Here is a 16491-nt window from a genome sequence, read left to right on the forward strand (position 1 = left end):
CAGCCTAGCCTTTGCCGGATTGCAGGGACCGTGGGATGAGACAGCAGAACATGAACCGTGATTTCGTCACAACTGCACGCACATTGTCCGAGGCGCTGCCCTACATGCAGCGCTACGCGGGCGCGGTTGTGGTCGTGAAGTTCGGCGGCAACGCCATGGGTGACGACGATGCCATGGCCGAGTTCGCGCGCGACATCGTGCTGATGAAACAGGTGGGCATCCACCCGGTGGTCGTGCATGGCGGTGGCCCGATGATCAACGACCTGCTGAACCGGCTGGGCATCGAAAGCCGGTTCGTCCGCGGCAAACGCGTGACGACCAAGGAAGCCGTGCAGGTGGTCGAGATGGTGCTGTCCGGCCTGGTGAACAAGCGCATCGTCCAGGCGATCAACGATGCCGGCGGCCGGGCCATCGGCATATCGGGCAAGGACGACGACCTGATGGTCTGCGAGGTTGACGACCCCGAACTGGGCTTTGTGGGCCGCCCGGTCGAGATGAACGTCCAGATCATCCGGGATCTCTATCTCGCCGGGCTGATCCCGGTGATCGCGCCGGTCGCGACGGGCATGGCCGACAACGAGACGTTCAACGTGAACGGCGACACCGCGGCGGGCGCCATCGCCGGTGCCCTGCAGGCCGACCGGCTGCTGCTGCTGACCGACGTTCCCGGGGTCAAGGATGCCTCGGGCGCGGTGGTGACGCAGATGCATCCAGATCAGATGCGGGCGATGATCGCCGACGGCACCATCGCCGGCGGCATGATCCCCAAGACGGAAACCGCGCTGAAGGCGCTGGAGGAAGGAGTCCGCGCGGTGGTCATCCTGGATGGTCGGGTTCCGCACGCCGCGCTGCTGGAGCTGTTCACCGAACAGGGCGCCGGCAGTCTGATCCGGTCGACCGAACCGCGGACCAAGCCGCACGGCTTGCGACAGGGCGGCACCGGTCTCTAGCGGCAGATGCGCCCGGCCAAGCCCCCGGGAATGAAGCGCTTGCGGCGGTGCGGGTCGGGTGGCAGGCTTCATTCCAACCGGGTGAGGGAAGGGTGAGGGATGACCGCTAGCGGCATACGACGGCTGATTCTGACGCGCCATGCGAAATCCGCGTGGGAGGATCCCGTGATCGGCGATCACGACCGTCCGCTGAACGGCCGCGGCCGGCGTGCCGCCAAGGCGCTGGGGGACTGGCTGGCGAGCCGCGGCTATGATCCCGAAGAAGTGCTGTGTTCGACGTCCCGCCGGACCCAGGAAACCTGGGAAGGGATCGAATCCGCCGTTCTGGAAACCCGCCCGGTGCTGCGCCTGGAACGGGGGCTGTACCAGGCATCGGCCGACCAGATGCTGACCGTGCTGCGGACCGCCACGCTGAACACGGTGATGATGATCGGTCATAATCCCGGAATCGGGGCGCTAGCCGCGATGCTGCCCGCACGCCCGCCGATGGACCCCGACTTCCGGCGTTTTCCCACGGCCGCCACGTTGGTCGTCGACTTCACGGCGGACAGCTGGGCCAATATCCGCCCCGGTGAGGGCGACCTGCGCGACTTCGTCCGGCTGGACGTGCGCTGACGAACCGGGCCGGGTGCCGGACGGGTCTTGCCAAGGGCAGGTCAGGCGTCGTCGACGACGGACAGGATCCCCGGCACCGCGGGGCAGGGCAGCAGCGCGTTCCCCGCCACATCCGCCAGCGTGGCGTTGTGCAGGAACACGTAGACGTGGGCCGACAGGCTTTCCCACAGCCGGTTCGAGAGCTGCTGGGCCACACTGCCGCTTTGTCCGCCGGATGCGCCGGCGCCGACGTGCAGCGCGCTAACGGTCTCGTCCACGGCGCCGAGCACCTCGGACACCCGGATCGTTTCCGGTGATCGGGCCAGCCGGTATCCCCCGCCGGGTCCGCGCACCGACTTGACCAGCCCAGCCCGGCGCAGGCGGACGAACAACTGTTCCAGATAGGGCAGCGACACGTCCTGGCGCGCGGAAATCTCGGCCAGCGTGGTCAATTCCCCATCCGCAGCCGTCGCCAGGTCGACCAACGCCACCATAGCGTAACGACCCTTGGTCGAGAGCTTCATGGCGGCCTCCCCTGCAACTCGTTGCGATGCTGCCGCAATTGACGGACCCGCGCGGGTTGAGATAAGCCCGGGCAGCCGTTGTGCGATTGACGTGCACGCGCTCCGGGCCAGTCCATAAGGCTGCCCCCTGCGCGCGTCAACATTCGCCTTGTCCGCAAAGGAACCCTATGCCCGAGCTGATCTTCCCCGGACCCGAAGGACGTCTGGAGGGCCGCTACCATGCGCAGTCCAAGCCCGATGCCCCGCTGGCCATCGTGCTGCATCCGCATCCGCAATATGGCGGCACGATGAACAACCGCGTCGTCTACAACCTGCACTACGCGTTCTATCGCATGGGCTTCACGGTGCTGCGGTTCAATTTCCGCGGGGTGGGGCGCAGCCAGGGCGAGTTCGACCAGGGGATCGGGGAACTGTCGGATGCCGCCTCGGCGCTGGATTACCTGCAGGCGATGAACCCCAATTCCAAGCATTGCTGGGTCGCGGGCTTCAGCTTCGGCGCCTGGATCGGCATGCAGCTGCTGATGCGGCGTCCCGAGATCACCGGCTTCGTCAGCGTGTCACCGCCCGCGAACATGTACGATTTCAGTTTCCTGGCACCTTGCCCGTCGTCGGGGCTGATCATCAACGGGACCGCGGACCGGGTCGCCCCGGCCAAGGACATTCAGGCGCTGGTGGCCAAGCTGCGCGAGCAGAAGGGCATCACCGTCACGCACGAGGAAATCCAGGGTGCCGACCACTTCTTCCGTGATGAGGAGGCACACATGAAGCCGATGATCGACACGGTGCAGAGCTACGTTCGCCGGCGGCTGACCGAAACCACGCGGTGAGCGGGGACGGCGTCCGGCAGATCGGACCGCTGCGCGAGTTCCTGGGCCAGATCGTCTACGGCGGCAATGACGGGATCGTCACGACCTTTGCCATCGTCGCGGGGTTTGCGGGCGCGCGGGCCGATGGCACCGCGTCGGTCGGTGCCATCGCGGTGCTGCTGTTCGGACTGGCCAATCTGTTTGCCGATGCGGTCGCGATGGGGCTGGGCGCGGTACCGGCGTGCGGTTTTCGCGTGCCATGGCGGAAACCCTGCTGGCCGGGCTGACCTGCGCGAGCGTGGCCTTTGCCGTCGGCGCAATGGTGGCGGATAGCGATTTAGCCCGTCGATTTCGGCATACCGTCGCATACCGTCTTTTCAAGCGGGTGTCGGTCGGGTACACGTCGCGCGTTCCCAAACGCAGCCGAGGCAATCCCCATGACAAAAATCAAGGTCGAAAATCCTGTCGTCGAGTTGGACGGCGACGAGATGACCCGCATCATCTGGGACTTCATCAAGCAGAAGCTGATTCTGCCCTACCTGGACGTCGACCTGAAATACTACGATCTCGGGATCGAGGAGCGCGACCGCACCGACGACCAGATCACCGTGGACGCAGCCGAGGCGATCAAGAAATACGGGGTCGGTGTGAAATGCGCCACCATCACCCCTGACGAGGCGCGGGTCGAGGAGTTCGGCCTGAAGAAGATGTGGCGTTCGCCGAATGGCACCATCCGCAACATCCTGGGCGGCGTCATCTTCCGCGAGCCGATCATCGCCCGGAACGTGCCGCGGCTGGTGCCGCACTGGAACCAGCCGATCATCGTCGGCCGTCACGCCTTCGGCGACCAGTACAAGGCCACCGATTTCCGCTTCCCGGGCAAGGGCAAGCTGACCATCAGGTTCGTCGGGGACGATGGCGAGACGATCGAGCACGAGGTGTTCCAGGCGCCCGGCAGCGGTGTGGCTATGGCCATGTACAACCTGGACGAGTCGATCCGCGACTTTGCCCGCGCGTCCCTGAACTACGGTCTGCAGCGCGGCTATCCGGTCTACCTGTCCACCAAGAACACGATCCTCAAGGCCTATGATGGCCGCTTCAAGGATCTGTTCCAGGAGATCTTCGACGCGGAGTTTGCCGATCAGTTCAAGAAGGCCGGGATCACCTATGAGCACCGGCTGATCGACGACATGGTCGCGGCCTCGATGAAATGGTCGGGCGGCTATGTCTGGGCCTGCAAGAACTATGACGGCGACGTGCAGTCCGACACCGTCGCCCAGGGGTTCGGCAGCCTGGGCCTGATGACCTCGGTCCTGATGACGCCGGATGGCAAGACGGTGGAGGCCGAGGCCGCGCATGGCACCGTGACCCGCCATTTCCGCGAGCACCAGAAGGGCAAGGAGACCTCGACCAACTCGATCGCTTCGATCTTTGCCTGGACCGGGGGCCTGAAGCACCGCGCCAAGCTGGACGACAACGACCAGCTGCTGCGGTTCGCCGAAACGCTGGAGCGTGTGACCGTTCAGGCTGTCGAGGACGGCTACATGACCAAGGATCTCGCGCTGCTGGTCGGTCCCGATCAGAAGTGGCTGACCACAATGGGTTACCTGGAAAAGGTCGACGAATACCTGAACAGGGAACTGGCGGGCTGAACTCGGCCCAAGGTTGGATGCTACAGGAAAGGGCCCCTGCAGGGGCCCTTTCTCGTCAGCTGTCCTCGCCGGTCGGATTGTCCGCCTGCGGGTACCAGTCCAGTACGATCACCTCGGTCTCGCTGCCGGCATGCTGCAGGGTCGCCTGGAAGTCGGCCGGGTCGATGCCGCGGTGATGATACGGGATCGCCCGGCGAGGCTTCATCGCGATCACGCCCGCAGCGGCGTGCTCGGCATCCATGGTGTAGGGCAGGTTCATCGGCAGCAGGACCGTGTCGATGTCGGTCTGCGCGCGGAACTCGGGCGTATCCTCGGTGTCACCGGCGATATAGATCCGCCCATGATCGGGCGAGGTCAGGACATAGCCGTTGTCCCGGCCCTGCGGGTGATACTGCTGCCGCTCGGGGGTGATGTTGTAGGCGGGCACCGCCTCGATCTTCATCCCGGCGACCTCGCCGGTGTCGCCGTTCGCCATGACCGTGGCGCGATCCTTCATCTCCGCCGGCAGCTTGTCCGCCACGGCGGGGTTGACGATCAGCGTTGTGGCGTCGTCCAGCAGTCCCTGCAGCGTGTCCGGGTCGAAATGGTCCTGATGTTCATGCGTGATCAGGATTGCCGCGGGCTTGGCCATGTCGGCATAGCGGTCGGCCCCGCCGACCGGATCGACGAGGATCGACTGGCCATTCAGGGTCAGCATCAGCGTGGCGTGCTCGATCGGCGTCAGAAACGCCGGGGCGCCGCCGGTCGTCGCCGCCGCCTGGGCAAAGGCGCGCAGCGGCAGGCCAACGGCGGCAGCGCCCGCCGCAGCCATGACAAGGGTCTGACGTCGGGTGGGGTTCATCGGGCTCTCCTCTGTTGAAAGGGGCGAAACTGACGCGGCCCTCGGCAGGTTCCGCCTTGCCCGGATCAGCGTCGCTTCCAACCCCCTTCCGCTTCGACGCCGCGGACATTATCTCGACGGTGTCCACACAGGGGTCAGACCATGAAAGCTGCCGTCATCACCTTTCCGGGGTCAAACTGCGACCGGGATCTGGCCGTGGCTTTGGAACGCGGGGGCGCGTCCGTCGCACGCGTGTGGCACAAGGATGCCGACCTCCCGGCGGGCATCGACCTGGTTGCCGTCCCGGGCGGGTTCTCGTTTGGCGACTATCTGCGCTGCGGGGCAATCGCGGCGCAATCGCCGATCGCCGCGGCCGTGACACGTCATGCGCAGCGGGGCGGGTTCGTGCTGGGGATCTGCAACGGGTTTCAGGTCCTGACCGAACTTGGCCTGCTGCCGGGCGCGCTGATGCGCAACGCCGGGCTGACCTTCCTGTGCCGCGAGGTCGCGGTTCAGGTCGGAGAAAATGCCAGCCCGTATCTGTCGTCCTATCAGGTGGGCGAAACCATTCGCCTGCCCGTCGCCCACCATGACGGGAACTATCAGATCGATCCCGATGGCTTGGCGCGGTTGCAGGACGAGAACCGGATCGCGCTGCGCTATGCGACCCCGGTGAACGGCTCCGTCTCGGACATCGCCGGGGTGTTGTCGGGGAATCTTCGGGTGCTTGGCATCATGCCGCATCCCGAACGTGCGGTGGACGCGGTCCATGGCAGCATGGATGGGGCACGGCTGTTCCAGGGGGTGGTGGGCGCCCTTGCTGCTGCGTGACGCGGACAGGGCCTGTCCTTCGGGACGGCTTGAGCCGCAGGCCGGCAGCGCCTATCTGTGGAGTACCTGCAGCGGACCCGGCTGATGCCAGACCCCGACGAAACCGACGCCGTGGTGCCGGGCGATTTGCGCGCGCGGGTGTTTCCGCGTGTGCTGATCGCAGTTCTGCTGGCGGCGGCGATCGGGGCGATCTTCTTTACCAACCAGTTCCTTACGGACCGGTTCTCAGAAAACACACGAGTTCGGGCCGAGTTGCGCGCAGCGCTTTATACCGGCAACCTGCTGTCCGAATTGCAGCGCACGTCGGTGGTGCCGCTACTGCTGGCACGTGATCCGGCGCTGATCTCGTCGCTCTACGGGCAGGATTTCTCGACGACGTCGGCGCGGCTGATCTCGGCCCAGAAGGAGATCGGCGCGGCGTCGATCCGGCTTCTCGACGGGTCAGGCCGTACGGTGGGGGCGACGGACCGGCAGCTGCTGGGTACGAATTATGTGCTTGCGCCATTCTATGTCGATGCGCTGCGGACCAACGACACGGTGTTCACGGTCTCGCCAACGCCCTCGGGCGGCCATGAATTCACCTATTCCCGGGCAGTGGTGGCCGATGGGCGGTCGCTGGGGGTGATCGTGGTCGCCGCCGACCTGACCCGGCTGGAGCGGTCATGGGCCGGGATCGCCGATGCGGTGGCCGTGACCGACAGCGAAGGCCGGATCATCCTGACGACCGAGCCGCGCTGGCGCGGGCTGCAGATGGACGAGGCGCTGGCCGTCCGGTCCGCCCCCAGTGCGATCGCGCGCGCCTTTCAGGTCACGGCCGACTGGGCGAGTCAGCCCATCGACGCCTATGTCCGCGGCAAGGCGGTGATGCGGACGGAAACACGCATCCCGTTCCGCGGCTGGCGAATGATCTCGTTCGCCACCTACGATTCCATCCGCGACCGGGTGAACGCCTATCTGGCGCTGGAGATCATGGGCCTAGCCATCGCGCTGGCCGCCGGGTTCTACATCTTGTCGCGGCGCGCCCGCACGATGACGGACCGGTACATGCGCGAGTCGGCGGACTTGCGGGCGCTGAACGCCCGGCTGACCCGCGAGATCGCCGAACGCGAACGGATGCAGCGCGAACTGCGCGTGGCCGAGCAAACCGTCCAGCAAAGCAGCAAGCTGGCCGCCCTGGGCGAGATGTCCGCCGGGATCAGCCACGAGCTGAATCAGCCACTCGCGGCGATGAAGACCTATCTGGCCGGATCCCGCCTGCTGCTGGAGCGTGGCCGTCCGGACGAGGCGTTGTCGAGCTTTCAGCGGGTAGACGACCTGCTGGAACGCATGGGCGCCATTACCCGGCAGCTGAAATCCTATGCGCGCAAGGGGGGCGAGGCCTTCGAGCCGGTCGATCTGCGCATGGCCCTGTCGAGCGCCCTGACCATGATGGAATCGCAGTTGCGGCACCGGCGGGTGCGCCTGCAGCGCAGCCAGCCGCGCGACCCGGTGATGGTCTATTGCGACCGGATCAGGCTGGAACAGGTGATCATCAACCTGATCCGCAATGCCATGGATGCCACCCGCGACCAGCGCGACCCGTCCATCCAGATCGTGGTGGACAGCGGCTCTCACGCCTATTTGTCCGTCCGCGACAATGGGCCGGGTGTCGCGGATCTGGAAAAGCTGTTTGAACCTTTCTGGACCACCAAGGCACCGGGCGAGGGAACTGGCCTAGGTCTGGCGATTTCATCCGGGATCGTGGCGGACTTCGGCGGACGGCTGACCGCTCACAATGCGGATGACGGCGGCGCGGTCTTCGATCTGGAACTTCCTCTGCATGAGCCCCGGCTGACGAGCCAGCGCACCGCGGCCGAATGAACAAGAGCTGCCGAATGAACAAGAAGGGATGAACCCATGGCGCAAAGTCTGACCGTTGCGATCGTCGACGACGAACCGGACATGCGGGATTCGATCAGCCAGTGGCTGGGCCTGTCGGGCTATCGCACCGAGGTGTTTGCCAGTGCCGAAGAGGCGCTGAAGACGATCGGGGCCGACTGGCCGGGCATCGTCGTGTCGGACATCCGGATGCCCGGCATGGATGGCATGGCGTTCCTGAAGCGCCTGATGGGGCTGGACAGCGGACTGCCGGTCATCATGATCACCGGGCATGGCGACGTGCCGATGGCCGTCGAGGCGATGCGGCTGGGCGCCATGGACTTCATGGAAAAGCCGTTCAATCCGGACCGGATGACCGAACTGGTCAAGAAGGCGGCGCAGGCCCGCCGGATGACGCTGGACAACCGGGCCCTGCGCCGCGATCTCAGCGAAGGCCAGCAGGTCATGTCCAAGCTGGTCGGGACCAGCCCGGTGATGGACCGCTTGCGCGAGGATATCCTGGATCTCGGCCAGGCCGACGGTCATGTCCTGATCGACGGCGAGACCGGCACCGGCAAGACGCTGGTGGCCCACGCCCTGCACGCAGTGGGCCCGCGCGCATCCCGCAGGTTCGTTCCCGTCGGCTGTGCCGCCTACACCGACGAGGCGCTGGCCGCCCGGCTGTTCGGGCCAGTCGAGGACGGGCTGCCCGCGGTCGAGGAGGCGCGGGGTGGGACGCTGTGCCTGGAGGACATCGAGGCACTGAGCGATTCCGTGCAGGCCCGGCTTCTGGCGTTCATCGCCGATCAGGGTGCCCCCGCGGAAACCCGCATCATCGCCATCTCCAACGCCCGGGGCGAGGGGCGCCGGGCCGAGGACAGTCTGCGGCCGGATCTGTTCTATCGATTGTCGGCGCTGCAGATCACCGTGCCGCCGCTGCGCCAGCGCGGCGAGGACATCCTGTCCCTGTTCACTCGCATGACCGAACAGTTTGCCGACGAGTATGGCTGCGAGCCGCCGCAGGTGAATGCACAGGAAGCGGCGCAACTGCTGCAGGCGCCCTGGCCCGGCAACGTCCGGCAGCTGATCAACGTGGCGGAACGCGCCGTCTTGCAGAACCGGCGGGGCAGCGGGTCGATCACGTCGCTGCTGATGGCGGATGGCGAGGAAACCCGTGAAGCCACAACGACCGAAGGCAAGCCGCTGAAGGAGTATGTCGAGTCGTTCGAGAAGATGCTCATCGACAACACCATGCGGCGTCACAAGGGCAGCATCAGCGCGGTCATGGACGAATTGTGCCTGCCCCGCCGTACTTTGAACGAAAAGATGGCCAAGTACGGGCTGACCCGCTCCGACTATCTTTGACGGCCCGGTTCGGCAGCGCGGCTGCCCTGAACCGGGAACGCAAAGCAGTTTATGATTGTGTTTAAGGCCGTTCGCACCCTATGGTGCCCTACATGCGCGCAATCTGTTCAATCACAGATTGTGTGACGCATACAAGTTTCGCAGCATGGTGCCTGTGGATCGGTCGGTTGGCCGATGGGCGCCATGTCGAAAAAAATGGCCGCGCAAGGGTCTCGTGCCCCCGTCGGTCAGGTCATCGCCGCCCCTGTCCGCAACCGGGCCACGGGGCAAGAGGTAAACAGACGCGATGAATCGCGCGATAGATAACGACGCAGGCAGGATCGTGGGCGGGTGTGCACAGGAACGGCAGGACAAAGCGATCCCGCCGCGGCCTGTGATGCCCGCCCCGTTCCTGACCGCAGGTCGACCTGCGCGCCAACTCGCGTTCGCATCAAACCGCACCCCGTCCGTTGTCCCGCCCCTGGGCGGACCCGACCGGCTGCGTGAAAGAACATCACATGGCAAACAAGATGCTGATCGACGCGACTCATGCGGAAGAAACCCGCGTGGTCGTCGTGGACGGAACCAAGGTTGAAGAGTTCGACTTTGAAACGCTGAACAAGCGCCAGCTTGCAGGCAATATCTACCTGGCGAAGGTGACGCGGGTCGAACCCTCGCTGCAGGCCGCCTTTGTCGATTACGGTGGCAACCGGCACGGGTTTCTGGCCTTCGCCGAGATTCACCCCGACTATTACCAGATCCCGGCTGCGGATCGGCAGGCGCTGATCGAGGAAGAACGCGCCGCGGCCGAGGCCGCCGAGGACGAAGAGACCGCGCGCGAGAGGCGGGGATCCCGGCAGCGGCGTGGATCGCGGGCGCAGGCCGCCGCATCGGATGATCCGTCGGTCACGTCCGAGGCCGCATCCGGCAGCGCGGACGAAGACCGGCAGGAAAGCGGGTCTGATGCCGCCCTGGATGCCGTCGGGAGTGGGGACGACGTTCCGGGCGAGGCGCGTGGCACAGCGGACGAACGGGACACCTCCAGCGGGTACGAGGAGTCCAAAGAGGATGAGGACGACGCGGCGAGCGCGGCGGATCGCGACGAAACCATCGAGTCCGTTGCCGAAGAAGACGTCTCGGAAGAGATCCGGCCCGCCAAGAAGCCGCGGCCGCGCCGGTACAAGATCCAGGAGGTCGTCAAGGTCCGGCAGATCATGCTGGTCCAGGTGGTCAAGGAAGAGCGCGGCAACAAGGGCGCGGCGCTGACCACCTATCTGTCGCTCGCCGGTCGCTACTGCGTCCTGATGCCCAATACCGCCCGGGGCGGCGGCATCTCTCGCAAGATCACCAACGCTGCCGATCGCAAGAAGCTGAAGGATATCGCATCGGAACTGGAGGTACCGAAGGGCGCGGGGCTGATCATCCGCACGGCCGGCAGCCAGCGCACCCGGACCGAGATCCGGCGCGATTACGAATACCTGATGCGGCTGTGGGAGCAGATCCGCGAGCTGACCTTCCGGTCGATCGCACCGGCGCCGATCTACGAGGAAGGCGACCTGATCAAGCGGACGATCCGGGATCTCTACAGCAAGGACATCGACGAGGTCCTGGTCGAGGGCGAGCGCGGCTATCGCACCGCCAAGGACTTCATGAAGATGATCATGCCGTCCCACGCCAAGAACGTGAAGCTGTACAACGACCCGATGCCGCTGTTCGCGCGCTATCAGGTCGAGGGCTATCTTGCCGCGATGTTCAACCCCGTGGTGCAGTTGAAGTCCGGCGGCTACATCGTCATCGGCATCACCGAGGCGCTGGTCGCCATCGATGTGAACTCTGGCCGGGCGACCAAGGAAGGGTCGATCGAGGACACCGCGTTCAAGACCAACTGCGAGGCGGCTGACGAGATCGCCCGCCAGCTGCGCCTGCGGGACCTGGCAGGCCTGATCGTCATCGACTTCATCGACATGGACGAGCGCAAGAACAATGCCTCGGTCGAGAAGCGGTTCAAGGAGAGGCTGAAATCCGATCGGGCGCGCATCCAGGTCGGACGGATCTCGGGCTTCGGCCTGATGGAGATGAGCCGACAGCGGCTGCGGCCGGGGATGCTGGAAAGCACCACCCAGCCTTGCGCGCATTGCCATGGCACCGGGCTGATCCGGTCCGAGGACAGCATGGCGCTGACCATCCTGCGGGCGATCGAGGAGGAGGGCACACGGAAGCGGTCCCGCGAGGTCCTGCTGCGCGCGCCGGTGGGCGTTGCCAACTTCCTGATGAACCAGAAGCGCGAACATATCGGCATGATCGAGGCCCGCTACGGGCTGTCGGTCCGGGTCGAGGCGGATCCGTCGTTGATCTCGCCGGACTTTGCGCTGGAGAAGTTCAAGACGGCGACGCGCAGCGTTCCCGACGCCGCGTCGAACGTGGTGTCGGTCAACGCCAGCCTGATGGCCCAGATCGACGATGAAGACCTCGACTCGGACGACGAGGAGGAGGTGGAGGAAGCCGGACTGGCATCGGATCGTCGCGACGACGACGAGGAGCAGGCGACCCGCGGCCAGGACTCGGATGGCGATCAGGCCGACGAGTCCGGCCGGTCGAAGCGTCGCCGGCGGCGTCGCCGTCGGGGCGGGGCGCGCGGAGAGAACGGCGATGCCGACCAGGGCTCGGCGGAGCAGTCTGACGCGGCCGGGCAGGACGCGCCCGAGAGCGGCGCCAGCCCCGTGACAGACGAGGCGACCGATGCTCCCGAGGAGCAGGGTGACGAGAGCGGGGAGCGGAAATCCCGCAGTCGTTCGCGCTCGCGCTCGCGCAGCCGGACGCGCAGGTCGGATGATCAACCGGTCGCACAGGCCGGTGACGACCGGCCTTCCGAACTGGCGCAGTCTGCTCCCCCAGAGGTTCCACGCACGGACGGGCAGGACCCTGAGGGCCAGGATCTGAGCGGGGAGCGCCAGGCTGCCGCACCGGACGTCTCCGAAGCCGCCGCTTCCGCGCAAGACGACGCGATCAGCGAGGCTGCACCAATCTCCGAGGAGAGGGTCGAGCCGCGTGAACAGGAGCCTGCCCTGTCGGACCAGGCACCGGTGTCCGTTGGGGACGATCGACCGTCAGAGATGGCAGCGACGGAGCAGGACCTGCACCGGGACGAGCCGGCTGAAGGCAACGGTCAGGATTTGCCCGGAACCGCTTCGAGAGAGGCCGAGGATCGTTCCGAACCCGTGGACGCTGATGCCGGCGCGCGCCCCAGGCGGCGTGGCTGGTGGGCGCTGGGCGGCTGACCTGACGCATCCGTGACGATGCGAGGGGAGGGGCGGGGTTTACCGGCTCCTTCCCCTCGGACAAGGTGCCGCCATGTTTGGAATCGAAATTGCCGACGCCTCGATCCTGCCCGCGGCGTTTGTCGCCGTGCTTGCCGGATTGCTGTCGTTCCTGTCGCCCTGCGTGCTGCCGATCGTGCCGCCCTATCTCGCCTACATGACGGGCGTTAAGGTCAGTGCGCTGAAAACGCATGAACGCAGCGCCGTGCTGCCCGCGTTCTTCTTCGTCCTGGGGCTGAGCACGGTGTTCCTGATCCTGGGCTATGCGGCCTCGGCGTTCGGGCGCGCCTTTCTGGAATACCAGCCGATCCTGATCAAGATCTCGGGTGCGTTCGTCATCCTGCTTGGCCTGCATTTCCTGCACGTGTTCCGCATTCCGCTGCTGGACCGCGAGGCGCGGCTGGAGACGGGCGGCGACCAGGGCGGATCGGCCATGGGCGCCTATCTGCTGGGTCTGGCATTCGCGTTCGGCTGGACGCCCTGCATCGGACCACAGCTGTCCATGATCCTGACGCTCGCGGCGACCGAACCCGGGCGCGGGACGGCACTGCTGGGCATCTATGCCTTGGGACTGGGCATTCCGTTTCTGCTGTCGGCCCTGTTCATCGAGCGGTCGATGGGCCTGATGAACCGGATCAAGCGGCACCTGGGTCTGATCGAGCGTGTGTCGGGTATCCTGCTGATCGTCGTCGGGCTGATGCTGCTGACCGGCTGGTTGTCGATCATCAGCTACTGGTTGCTGGAAAACGTCCCGGCGCTGGCACTGATCGGCTAGTCGGTTCCGCCGGTCGCCCACGCGGGGCGCGCTTGTCGAGAAAGGCGTTCAGCCCCTCGTCCGTGTCCGGCAGCATCATGTTGTCGCAGATCGCCGCACCGGTCAGGTCGTAGGCCTCGGCCAGTCCAAGCGTCAGCTGCTGGTGATACGCGCGCTTTCCGATCCGGATGGCGGCGGGCAGCTTGGCGGCGATCGTGCCGGCAAGGGCCTGCGTCGCCTCGTGCAGGTGCGCGTGGGGAACCACCCGGTTCACCAGACCCAGTTCCCGCGCCCGGGCCGCGTCGATGAACTCGCCGGTGACCAGCAGTTCAAAGGCCGCGCGGGGCGGGATCGCGCGGGAAAGTGCCACCATCGGCGTGGAACAGAACAGGCCGATATTGACCCCGTTGACGCCGAACCGGGTTCCTTCCGCCGCCACCACCATGTCGCAACTGGCCGCGAGCTGGCACCCGGCGGCGGTTGCGATACCGTGCACCTGGGCGATGACCGGCTGGGGCAGGGCGGGGATCATCTGCATCATTCGGGAACACGCCGCAAACAGCGCCTGGTAGTCGGCCCGACCGCCGTCCGCCTCCGCTCTCGCGGCCTGCATCTGGCGGATGTCGTGGCCTGCGCAGAACGCTTTTCCCTCACCGGACAGGACGACCACCCGCACGGTGTCGTCGGCAGCGATTTCTGTAAGCGCGTCGGCAAGCGCCGCGATCATCTCGCGTGACAGGGCGTTGTAGTTGCCGGGGCTGGTCATCACCAGCCGGGCGACCGGCCCCTGGCTTTCCCGTCTCAGCAGTGCACTCATCTTGCATCCCCCCTTGCTTCCGGAAACCATACGGCCGCCGCGGGTGAGGGGAAAGCATGGTCACGATGGAAGCGCAGGCGCTGGACGCATATCTGCAGGAGGTCTTTCCGCAGCTGTCGGGTTACCGGATCGAACAGGCCGATGCGGAATCCGTGCGCGTGCGGCTGAACGTGGCGGACCGTCACCTGCGCCCCGGGGGCACGGTTTCCGGTCCGACCATGTTCGAACTGGCCGACGTTGCCGTGTATGGGGCGATCCTGTCGCGGATCGGAAAGGTGCCCCTGGCGGTCACGACGAATGCCAGCATCGACTTCATGCGCAAGCCCGCGGCCGGCCGCGACCTCGTCGCCGTAGCGCGGCTTCTGAAGCTTGGGCGCATCTTGGCCGTCGGCGACGTGCTGATCTTTTCGGACGGACAGGATCAGCCGGTGGCGCGCTGTTCGTTGACCTATTCGATTCCTCCGCGCCGGTGATCGCGCAGCGCAGCCTCGGACGGGATCAAGTGAGCCTCGACCAGCTGATCACAGCCTCAAGCCCGTGAGCTTCGTTTCGTCTTTCGGGAGGAGCCCGGCCAGCTCACGGGTCGACCGGCAACGCACGACCGCTGAGGGGTGACGCAGGCACAGCATCAGCCCGGCAGGACCGCTCGAGACGGCCTTCCAGCGTATCCAGCACGACGCTTGCGAACGCGATTTCTCCGGGTATTTCAATACCGCACCCGCATCTGGCTGAAAGGTTAGCTTTTTTTTGCCTGGCGAGACGTTGACCGTCGCCCCGGAATCAACGACAAGCCGCTCCAGAGGAATAGCGGTGCCGCGAAGGCGCCAAACTCAACCATAGGCTGGAACAATGAAAACCTTTACCGCTACACCGGCGGACATCGACAAGAAGTGGATCCTGATCGACGCCGAGGGCGTGGTTCTCGGTCGCCTCGCGACGATCGTCGCCTCGCGCCTGCGCGGCAAGCACAAGCCGACCTTCACCCCGCACATGGACATGGGCGACAACGTCATCGTCATTAATGCCGATAAGGTGCAGATGACCGGCGCCAAGCGGGACGACAAGAAGTACTACTGGCACACCGGCTATCCGGGCGGCATCAAGCATCGTACCGCCCGGCAGATCCTGGAGGGCGAGCATCCCGAGCGCGTGGTCTACAAGGCCGTGGAACGGATGATCAGCCGCAACAAGCTGGGCAAGCAGCAGATGACCAATCTGCGCGTCTATGCCGGCGACCAGCATCCCCACGAGGCGCAGCAGCCCGAGACGCTGGACGTCAAAGCAATGAACCCCAAGAACACCCGGAGCGCCTGATCATGGCCGACGACATCAAATCCCTCGACCAGCTTCGCGACGCCGTCACCGCCAGCGCGGGTGCCGTTCAGGGGTCCACCGACGACGAGGCGCGCAGCCTGCAGCCCGGAGCGGCGCCTCGCGAGCCGCAGCGCGACGAGCAGGGCAGGTCATATGCCACCGGCAAGCGCAAGGACGCGGTGGCCCGCGTTTGGGTCAAGCCGGGGTCGGGCCGTGTCACGGTGAACGGCAAGGACATGGCCGAATATTTTGCCCGTCCCGTGCTGCAGATGATCCTGCGGCAACCGTTCGATATCGCCGGAGTTGCCAATCAGTACGACGTCTACGCCACGGTCGCCGGTGGCGGCCTGTCCGGACAGGCCGGCGCCGTCAAGCATGGGATCTCGAAGGCGCTGCAGCTGCACGAGCCGAGCCTTCGCGCAGCGCTGAAGGCTGCCGGGTTCCTGACCCGCGACAGCCGGGTGGTGGAGCGCAAGAAATACGGCAAGGCAAAGGCGCGCCGGTCGTTCCAGTTCTCCAAGCGCTGATCGCATCAGCATCGATGTTCCGAGGGGCGCGGCCATTGCCGCGCCCTTTTTGCTGTCACGGCGTCCTTTCCCGGCGCCGCGCGCGACTCGACTGGATCGGCGGAGGCGGGAGGGAATCGGTTTGATGCCTGGAGAGGGGTGTCTGTGCGACTGACCACCAAGAAGAAGTGTAGTAATTTCACAGAGATAAGAGAAACTTGCCGCACGGCAGCATTTTCCGTCTTGCGCTTCGTTTGGACCGACTCTAGATACCGCTTCACCGGACGGCGGGGACGCTGGAAGGTTGGGGAAGCCGGCGGTGCTGGTTGACCTGGGGCCCTGGAGGTTCCGCGGTGATTGTCGAGAAGGTTCTTGACGATGTGCTTCGGGGTCGCTAGATAGGGT

General features: G+C 65.7%; 16 protein-coding genes. 13 read left to right on the top strand and 3 right to left on the bottom strand.

Annotated elements, in window-relative coordinates; genetic code table 11:
• Positions 1 to 50: 50 nt before the first annotated feature.
• On the top strand, positions 51 to 950 hold the full coding sequence (argB, locus tag Q0938_RS16735) for an acetylglutamate kinase (RefSeq protein ID WP_299364847.1): 900 nt from the start codon (positions 51 to 53) through the stop codon (positions 948 to 950).
• Positions 951 to 1049: 99 nt separating this feature from the next.
• On the top strand, positions 1050 to 1565 hold the full coding sequence (locus Q0938_RS16740) for a histidine phosphatase family protein (RefSeq protein WP_299364814.1): 516 nt from the start codon (positions 1050 to 1052) through the stop codon (positions 1563 to 1565).
• Positions 1566 to 1606: 41 nt separating this feature from the next.
• Here Q0938_RS16740 and Q0938_RS16745 read toward each other — a convergent pair whose 3' ends face one another.
• Positions 1607 to 2068 carry an Rrf2 family transcriptional regulator gene (locus Q0938_RS16745; protein WP_299364817.1) on the bottom strand — a complete coding sequence of 154 codons (462 nt, stop codon included), beginning with the start codon at positions 2066 to 2068 and terminating at the stop codon, positions 1607 to 1609.
• A gap of 167 nt (positions 2069 to 2235) precedes the next feature.
• On the opposite strand from Q0938_RS16745, the gene Q0938_RS16750 reads away from it, so the two are divergent.
• The 3 genes from Q0938_RS16750 to Q0938_RS16760 all read left to right on the top strand — a co-directional run bounded on the left by Q0938_RS16750 (position 2236) and on the right by Q0938_RS16760 (position 4526).
• On the top strand, positions 2236 to 2895 hold the full coding sequence (locus Q0938_RS16750) for an alpha/beta hydrolase (protein WP_299364819.1): 660 nt from the start codon (positions 2236 to 2238) through the stop codon (positions 2893 to 2895).
• Positions 2892 to 3161: a VIT1/CCC1 transporter family protein gene (locus Q0938_RS16755; RefSeq protein WP_366942774.1), complete on the top strand. Its 270-nt coding sequence runs from the start codon at positions 2892 to 2894 to the stop codon at positions 3159 to 3161. Before Q0938_RS16750 ends, Q0938_RS16755 begins: the two co-directional genes overlap by 4 nt.
• Before the next feature lie 150 nt (positions 3162 to 3311).
• Positions 3312 to 4526, top strand: a complete 1215-nt coding sequence (locus Q0938_RS16760; protein WP_299364821.1) for an NADP-dependent isocitrate dehydrogenase — start codon at positions 3312 to 3314, stop codon at positions 4524 to 4526.
• Positions 4527 to 4581: 55 nt separating this feature from the next.
• Here Q0938_RS16760 and Q0938_RS16765 read toward each other — a convergent pair whose 3' ends face one another.
• A complete protein-coding gene (locus Q0938_RS16765) occupies positions 4582 to 5367 on the bottom strand; it encodes an MBL fold metallo-hydrolase (RefSeq protein WP_299364824.1) in 786 nt (261 codons plus the stop codon).
• A gap of 141 nt (positions 5368 to 5508) precedes the next feature.
• Here Q0938_RS16765 and purQ point away from each other — a divergent pair, with 141 nt between their 5' ends.
• From purQ to Q0938_RS16790, 5 genes are all read left to right on the top strand, one after another.
• Positions 5509 to 6177, top strand: coding sequence for a phosphoribosylformylglycinamidine synthase subunit PurQ (gene purQ, locus Q0938_RS16770; protein WP_299364826.1), 669 nt, complete (start codon positions 5509 to 5511; stop codon positions 6175 to 6177).
• Between the two features lie 84 nt (positions 6178 to 6261).
• A complete protein-coding gene (locus Q0938_RS16775) occupies positions 6262 to 8037 on the top strand; it encodes an ATP-binding protein (RefSeq protein WP_299364828.1) in 1776 nt (591 codons plus the stop codon).
• A gap of 36 nt (positions 8038 to 8073) precedes the next feature.
• Positions 8074 to 9399: a sigma-54 dependent transcriptional regulator gene (locus tag Q0938_RS16780; protein WP_299364831.1), complete on the top strand. Its 1326-nt coding sequence runs from the start codon at positions 8074 to 8076 to the stop codon at positions 9397 to 9399.
• A gap of 497 nt (positions 9400 to 9896) precedes the next feature.
• The gene (locus Q0938_RS16785; protein ID WP_299364833.1) at positions 9897 to 12656 is read left to right on the top strand and encodes a ribonuclease E/G; all 2760 of its coding nucleotides are present in this window, start codon (positions 9897 to 9899) and stop codon (positions 12654 to 12656) included.
• Between the two features lie 73 nt (positions 12657 to 12729).
• Entirely contained in the window at positions 12730 to 13470 is a 741-nt protein-coding gene (locus Q0938_RS16790; protein WP_299364835.1) for a cytochrome c biogenesis protein CcdA, read from the top strand.
• On the opposite strand, the gene Q0938_RS16795 is transcribed toward Q0938_RS16790, so the two are convergent.
• Positions 13421 to 14266 carry an enoyl-CoA hydratase gene (locus tag Q0938_RS16795; protein WP_299364837.1) on the bottom strand — a complete coding sequence of 282 codons (846 nt, stop codon included), beginning with the start codon at positions 14264 to 14266 and terminating at the stop codon, positions 13421 to 13423. The two genes, Q0938_RS16790 and Q0938_RS16795, sit on opposite strands and share 50 nt — an antisense overlap.
• Positions 14267 to 14331: 65 nt before the next feature.
• On the opposite strand from Q0938_RS16795, the gene Q0938_RS16800 reads away from it, so the two are divergent.
• The 3 genes from Q0938_RS16800 (at position 14332) to rpsI (ending at position 16107) form a co-directional block, all read left to right on the top strand.
• A complete protein-coding gene (locus Q0938_RS16800; RefSeq protein WP_299364848.1) occupies positions 14332 to 14739 on the top strand; it encodes a PaaI family thioesterase in 408 nt (135 codons plus the stop codon).
• Positions 14740 to 15115: 376 nt separating this feature from the next.
• The gene (rplM, locus tag Q0938_RS16805) at positions 15116 to 15580 is read left to right on the top strand and encodes a 50S ribosomal protein L13 (protein ID WP_299364839.1); all 465 of its coding nucleotides are present in this window, start codon (positions 15116 to 15118) and stop codon (positions 15578 to 15580) included.
• Between the two features lie 2 nt (positions 15581 to 15582).
• Complete coding sequence (gene rpsI / locus Q0938_RS16810) at positions 15583 to 16107, top strand: 30S ribosomal protein S9 (protein WP_299364841.1); 525 nt, start codon at positions 15583 to 15585, stop codon at positions 16105 to 16107.
• Positions 16108 to 16491: the final 384 nt, after the last annotated feature.

Origin of the sequence: uncultured Paracoccus sp., from assembly GCF_947496875.1 — a bacterium.
Taxonomy (GTDB): Bacteria; Pseudomonadota; Alphaproteobacteria; order Rhodobacterales; family Rhodobacteraceae; genus Paracoccus.

Bases quoted from the DNA above. Each gene is read 5' to 3' on its own strand.
- argB (WP_299364847.1), top strand. From the start codon at position 51: ATGAACCGTGATTTCGTCACAACTGCACGCACATTGTCCGAGGCGCTG.
- Q0938_RS16740 (WP_299364814.1), top strand. From the start codon at position 1,050: ATGACCGCTAGCGGCATACGACGGCTGATTCTGACGCGCCATGCGAAA.
- Q0938_RS16745 (WP_299364817.1), bottom strand. From the start codon at position 2,068: ATGAAGCTCTCGACCAAGGGTCGTTACGCTATGGTGGCGTTGGTCGAC.
- Q0938_RS16750 (WP_299364819.1), top strand. From the start codon at position 2,236: ATGCCCGAGCTGATCTTCCCCGGACCCGAAGGACGTCTGGAGGGCCGC.
- Q0938_RS16760 (WP_299364821.1), top strand. From the start codon at position 3,312: ATGACAAAAATCAAGGTCGAAAATCCTGTCGTCGAGTTGGACGGCGAC.
- Q0938_RS16765 (WP_299364824.1), bottom strand. From the start codon at position 5,367: ATGAACCCCACCCGACGTCAGACCCTTGTCATGGCTGCGGCGGGCGCT.
- purQ (WP_299364826.1), top strand. From the start codon at position 5,509: ATGAAAGCTGCCGTCATCACCTTTCCGGGGTCAAACTGCGACCGGGAT.
- Q0938_RS16775 (WP_299364828.1), top strand. From the start codon at position 6,262: ATGCCAGACCCCGACGAAACCGACGCCGTGGTGCCGGGCGATTTGCGC.
- Q0938_RS16780 (WP_299364831.1), top strand. From the start codon at position 8,074: ATGGCGCAAAGTCTGACCGTTGCGATCGTCGACGACGAACCGGACATG.
- Q0938_RS16785 (WP_299364833.1), top strand. From the start codon at position 9,897: ATGGCAAACAAGATGCTGATCGACGCGACTCATGCGGAAGAAACCCGC.
- Q0938_RS16790 (WP_299364835.1), top strand. From the start codon at position 12,730: ATGTTTGGAATCGAAATTGCCGACGCCTCGATCCTGCCCGCGGCGTTT.
- Q0938_RS16795 (WP_299364837.1), bottom strand. From the start codon at position 14,266: ATGAGTGCACTGCTGAGACGGGAAAGCCAGGGGCCGGTCGCCCGGCTG.
- Q0938_RS16800 (WP_299364848.1), top strand. From the start codon at position 14,332: ATGGAAGCGCAGGCGCTGGACGCATATCTGCAGGAGGTCTTTCCGCAG.
- rplM (WP_299364839.1), top strand. From the start codon at position 15,116: ATGAAAACCTTTACCGCTACACCGGCGGACATCGACAAGAAGTGGATC.
- rpsI (WP_299364841.1), top strand. From the start codon at position 15,583: ATGGCCGACGACATCAAATCCCTCGACCAGCTTCGCGACGCCGTCACC.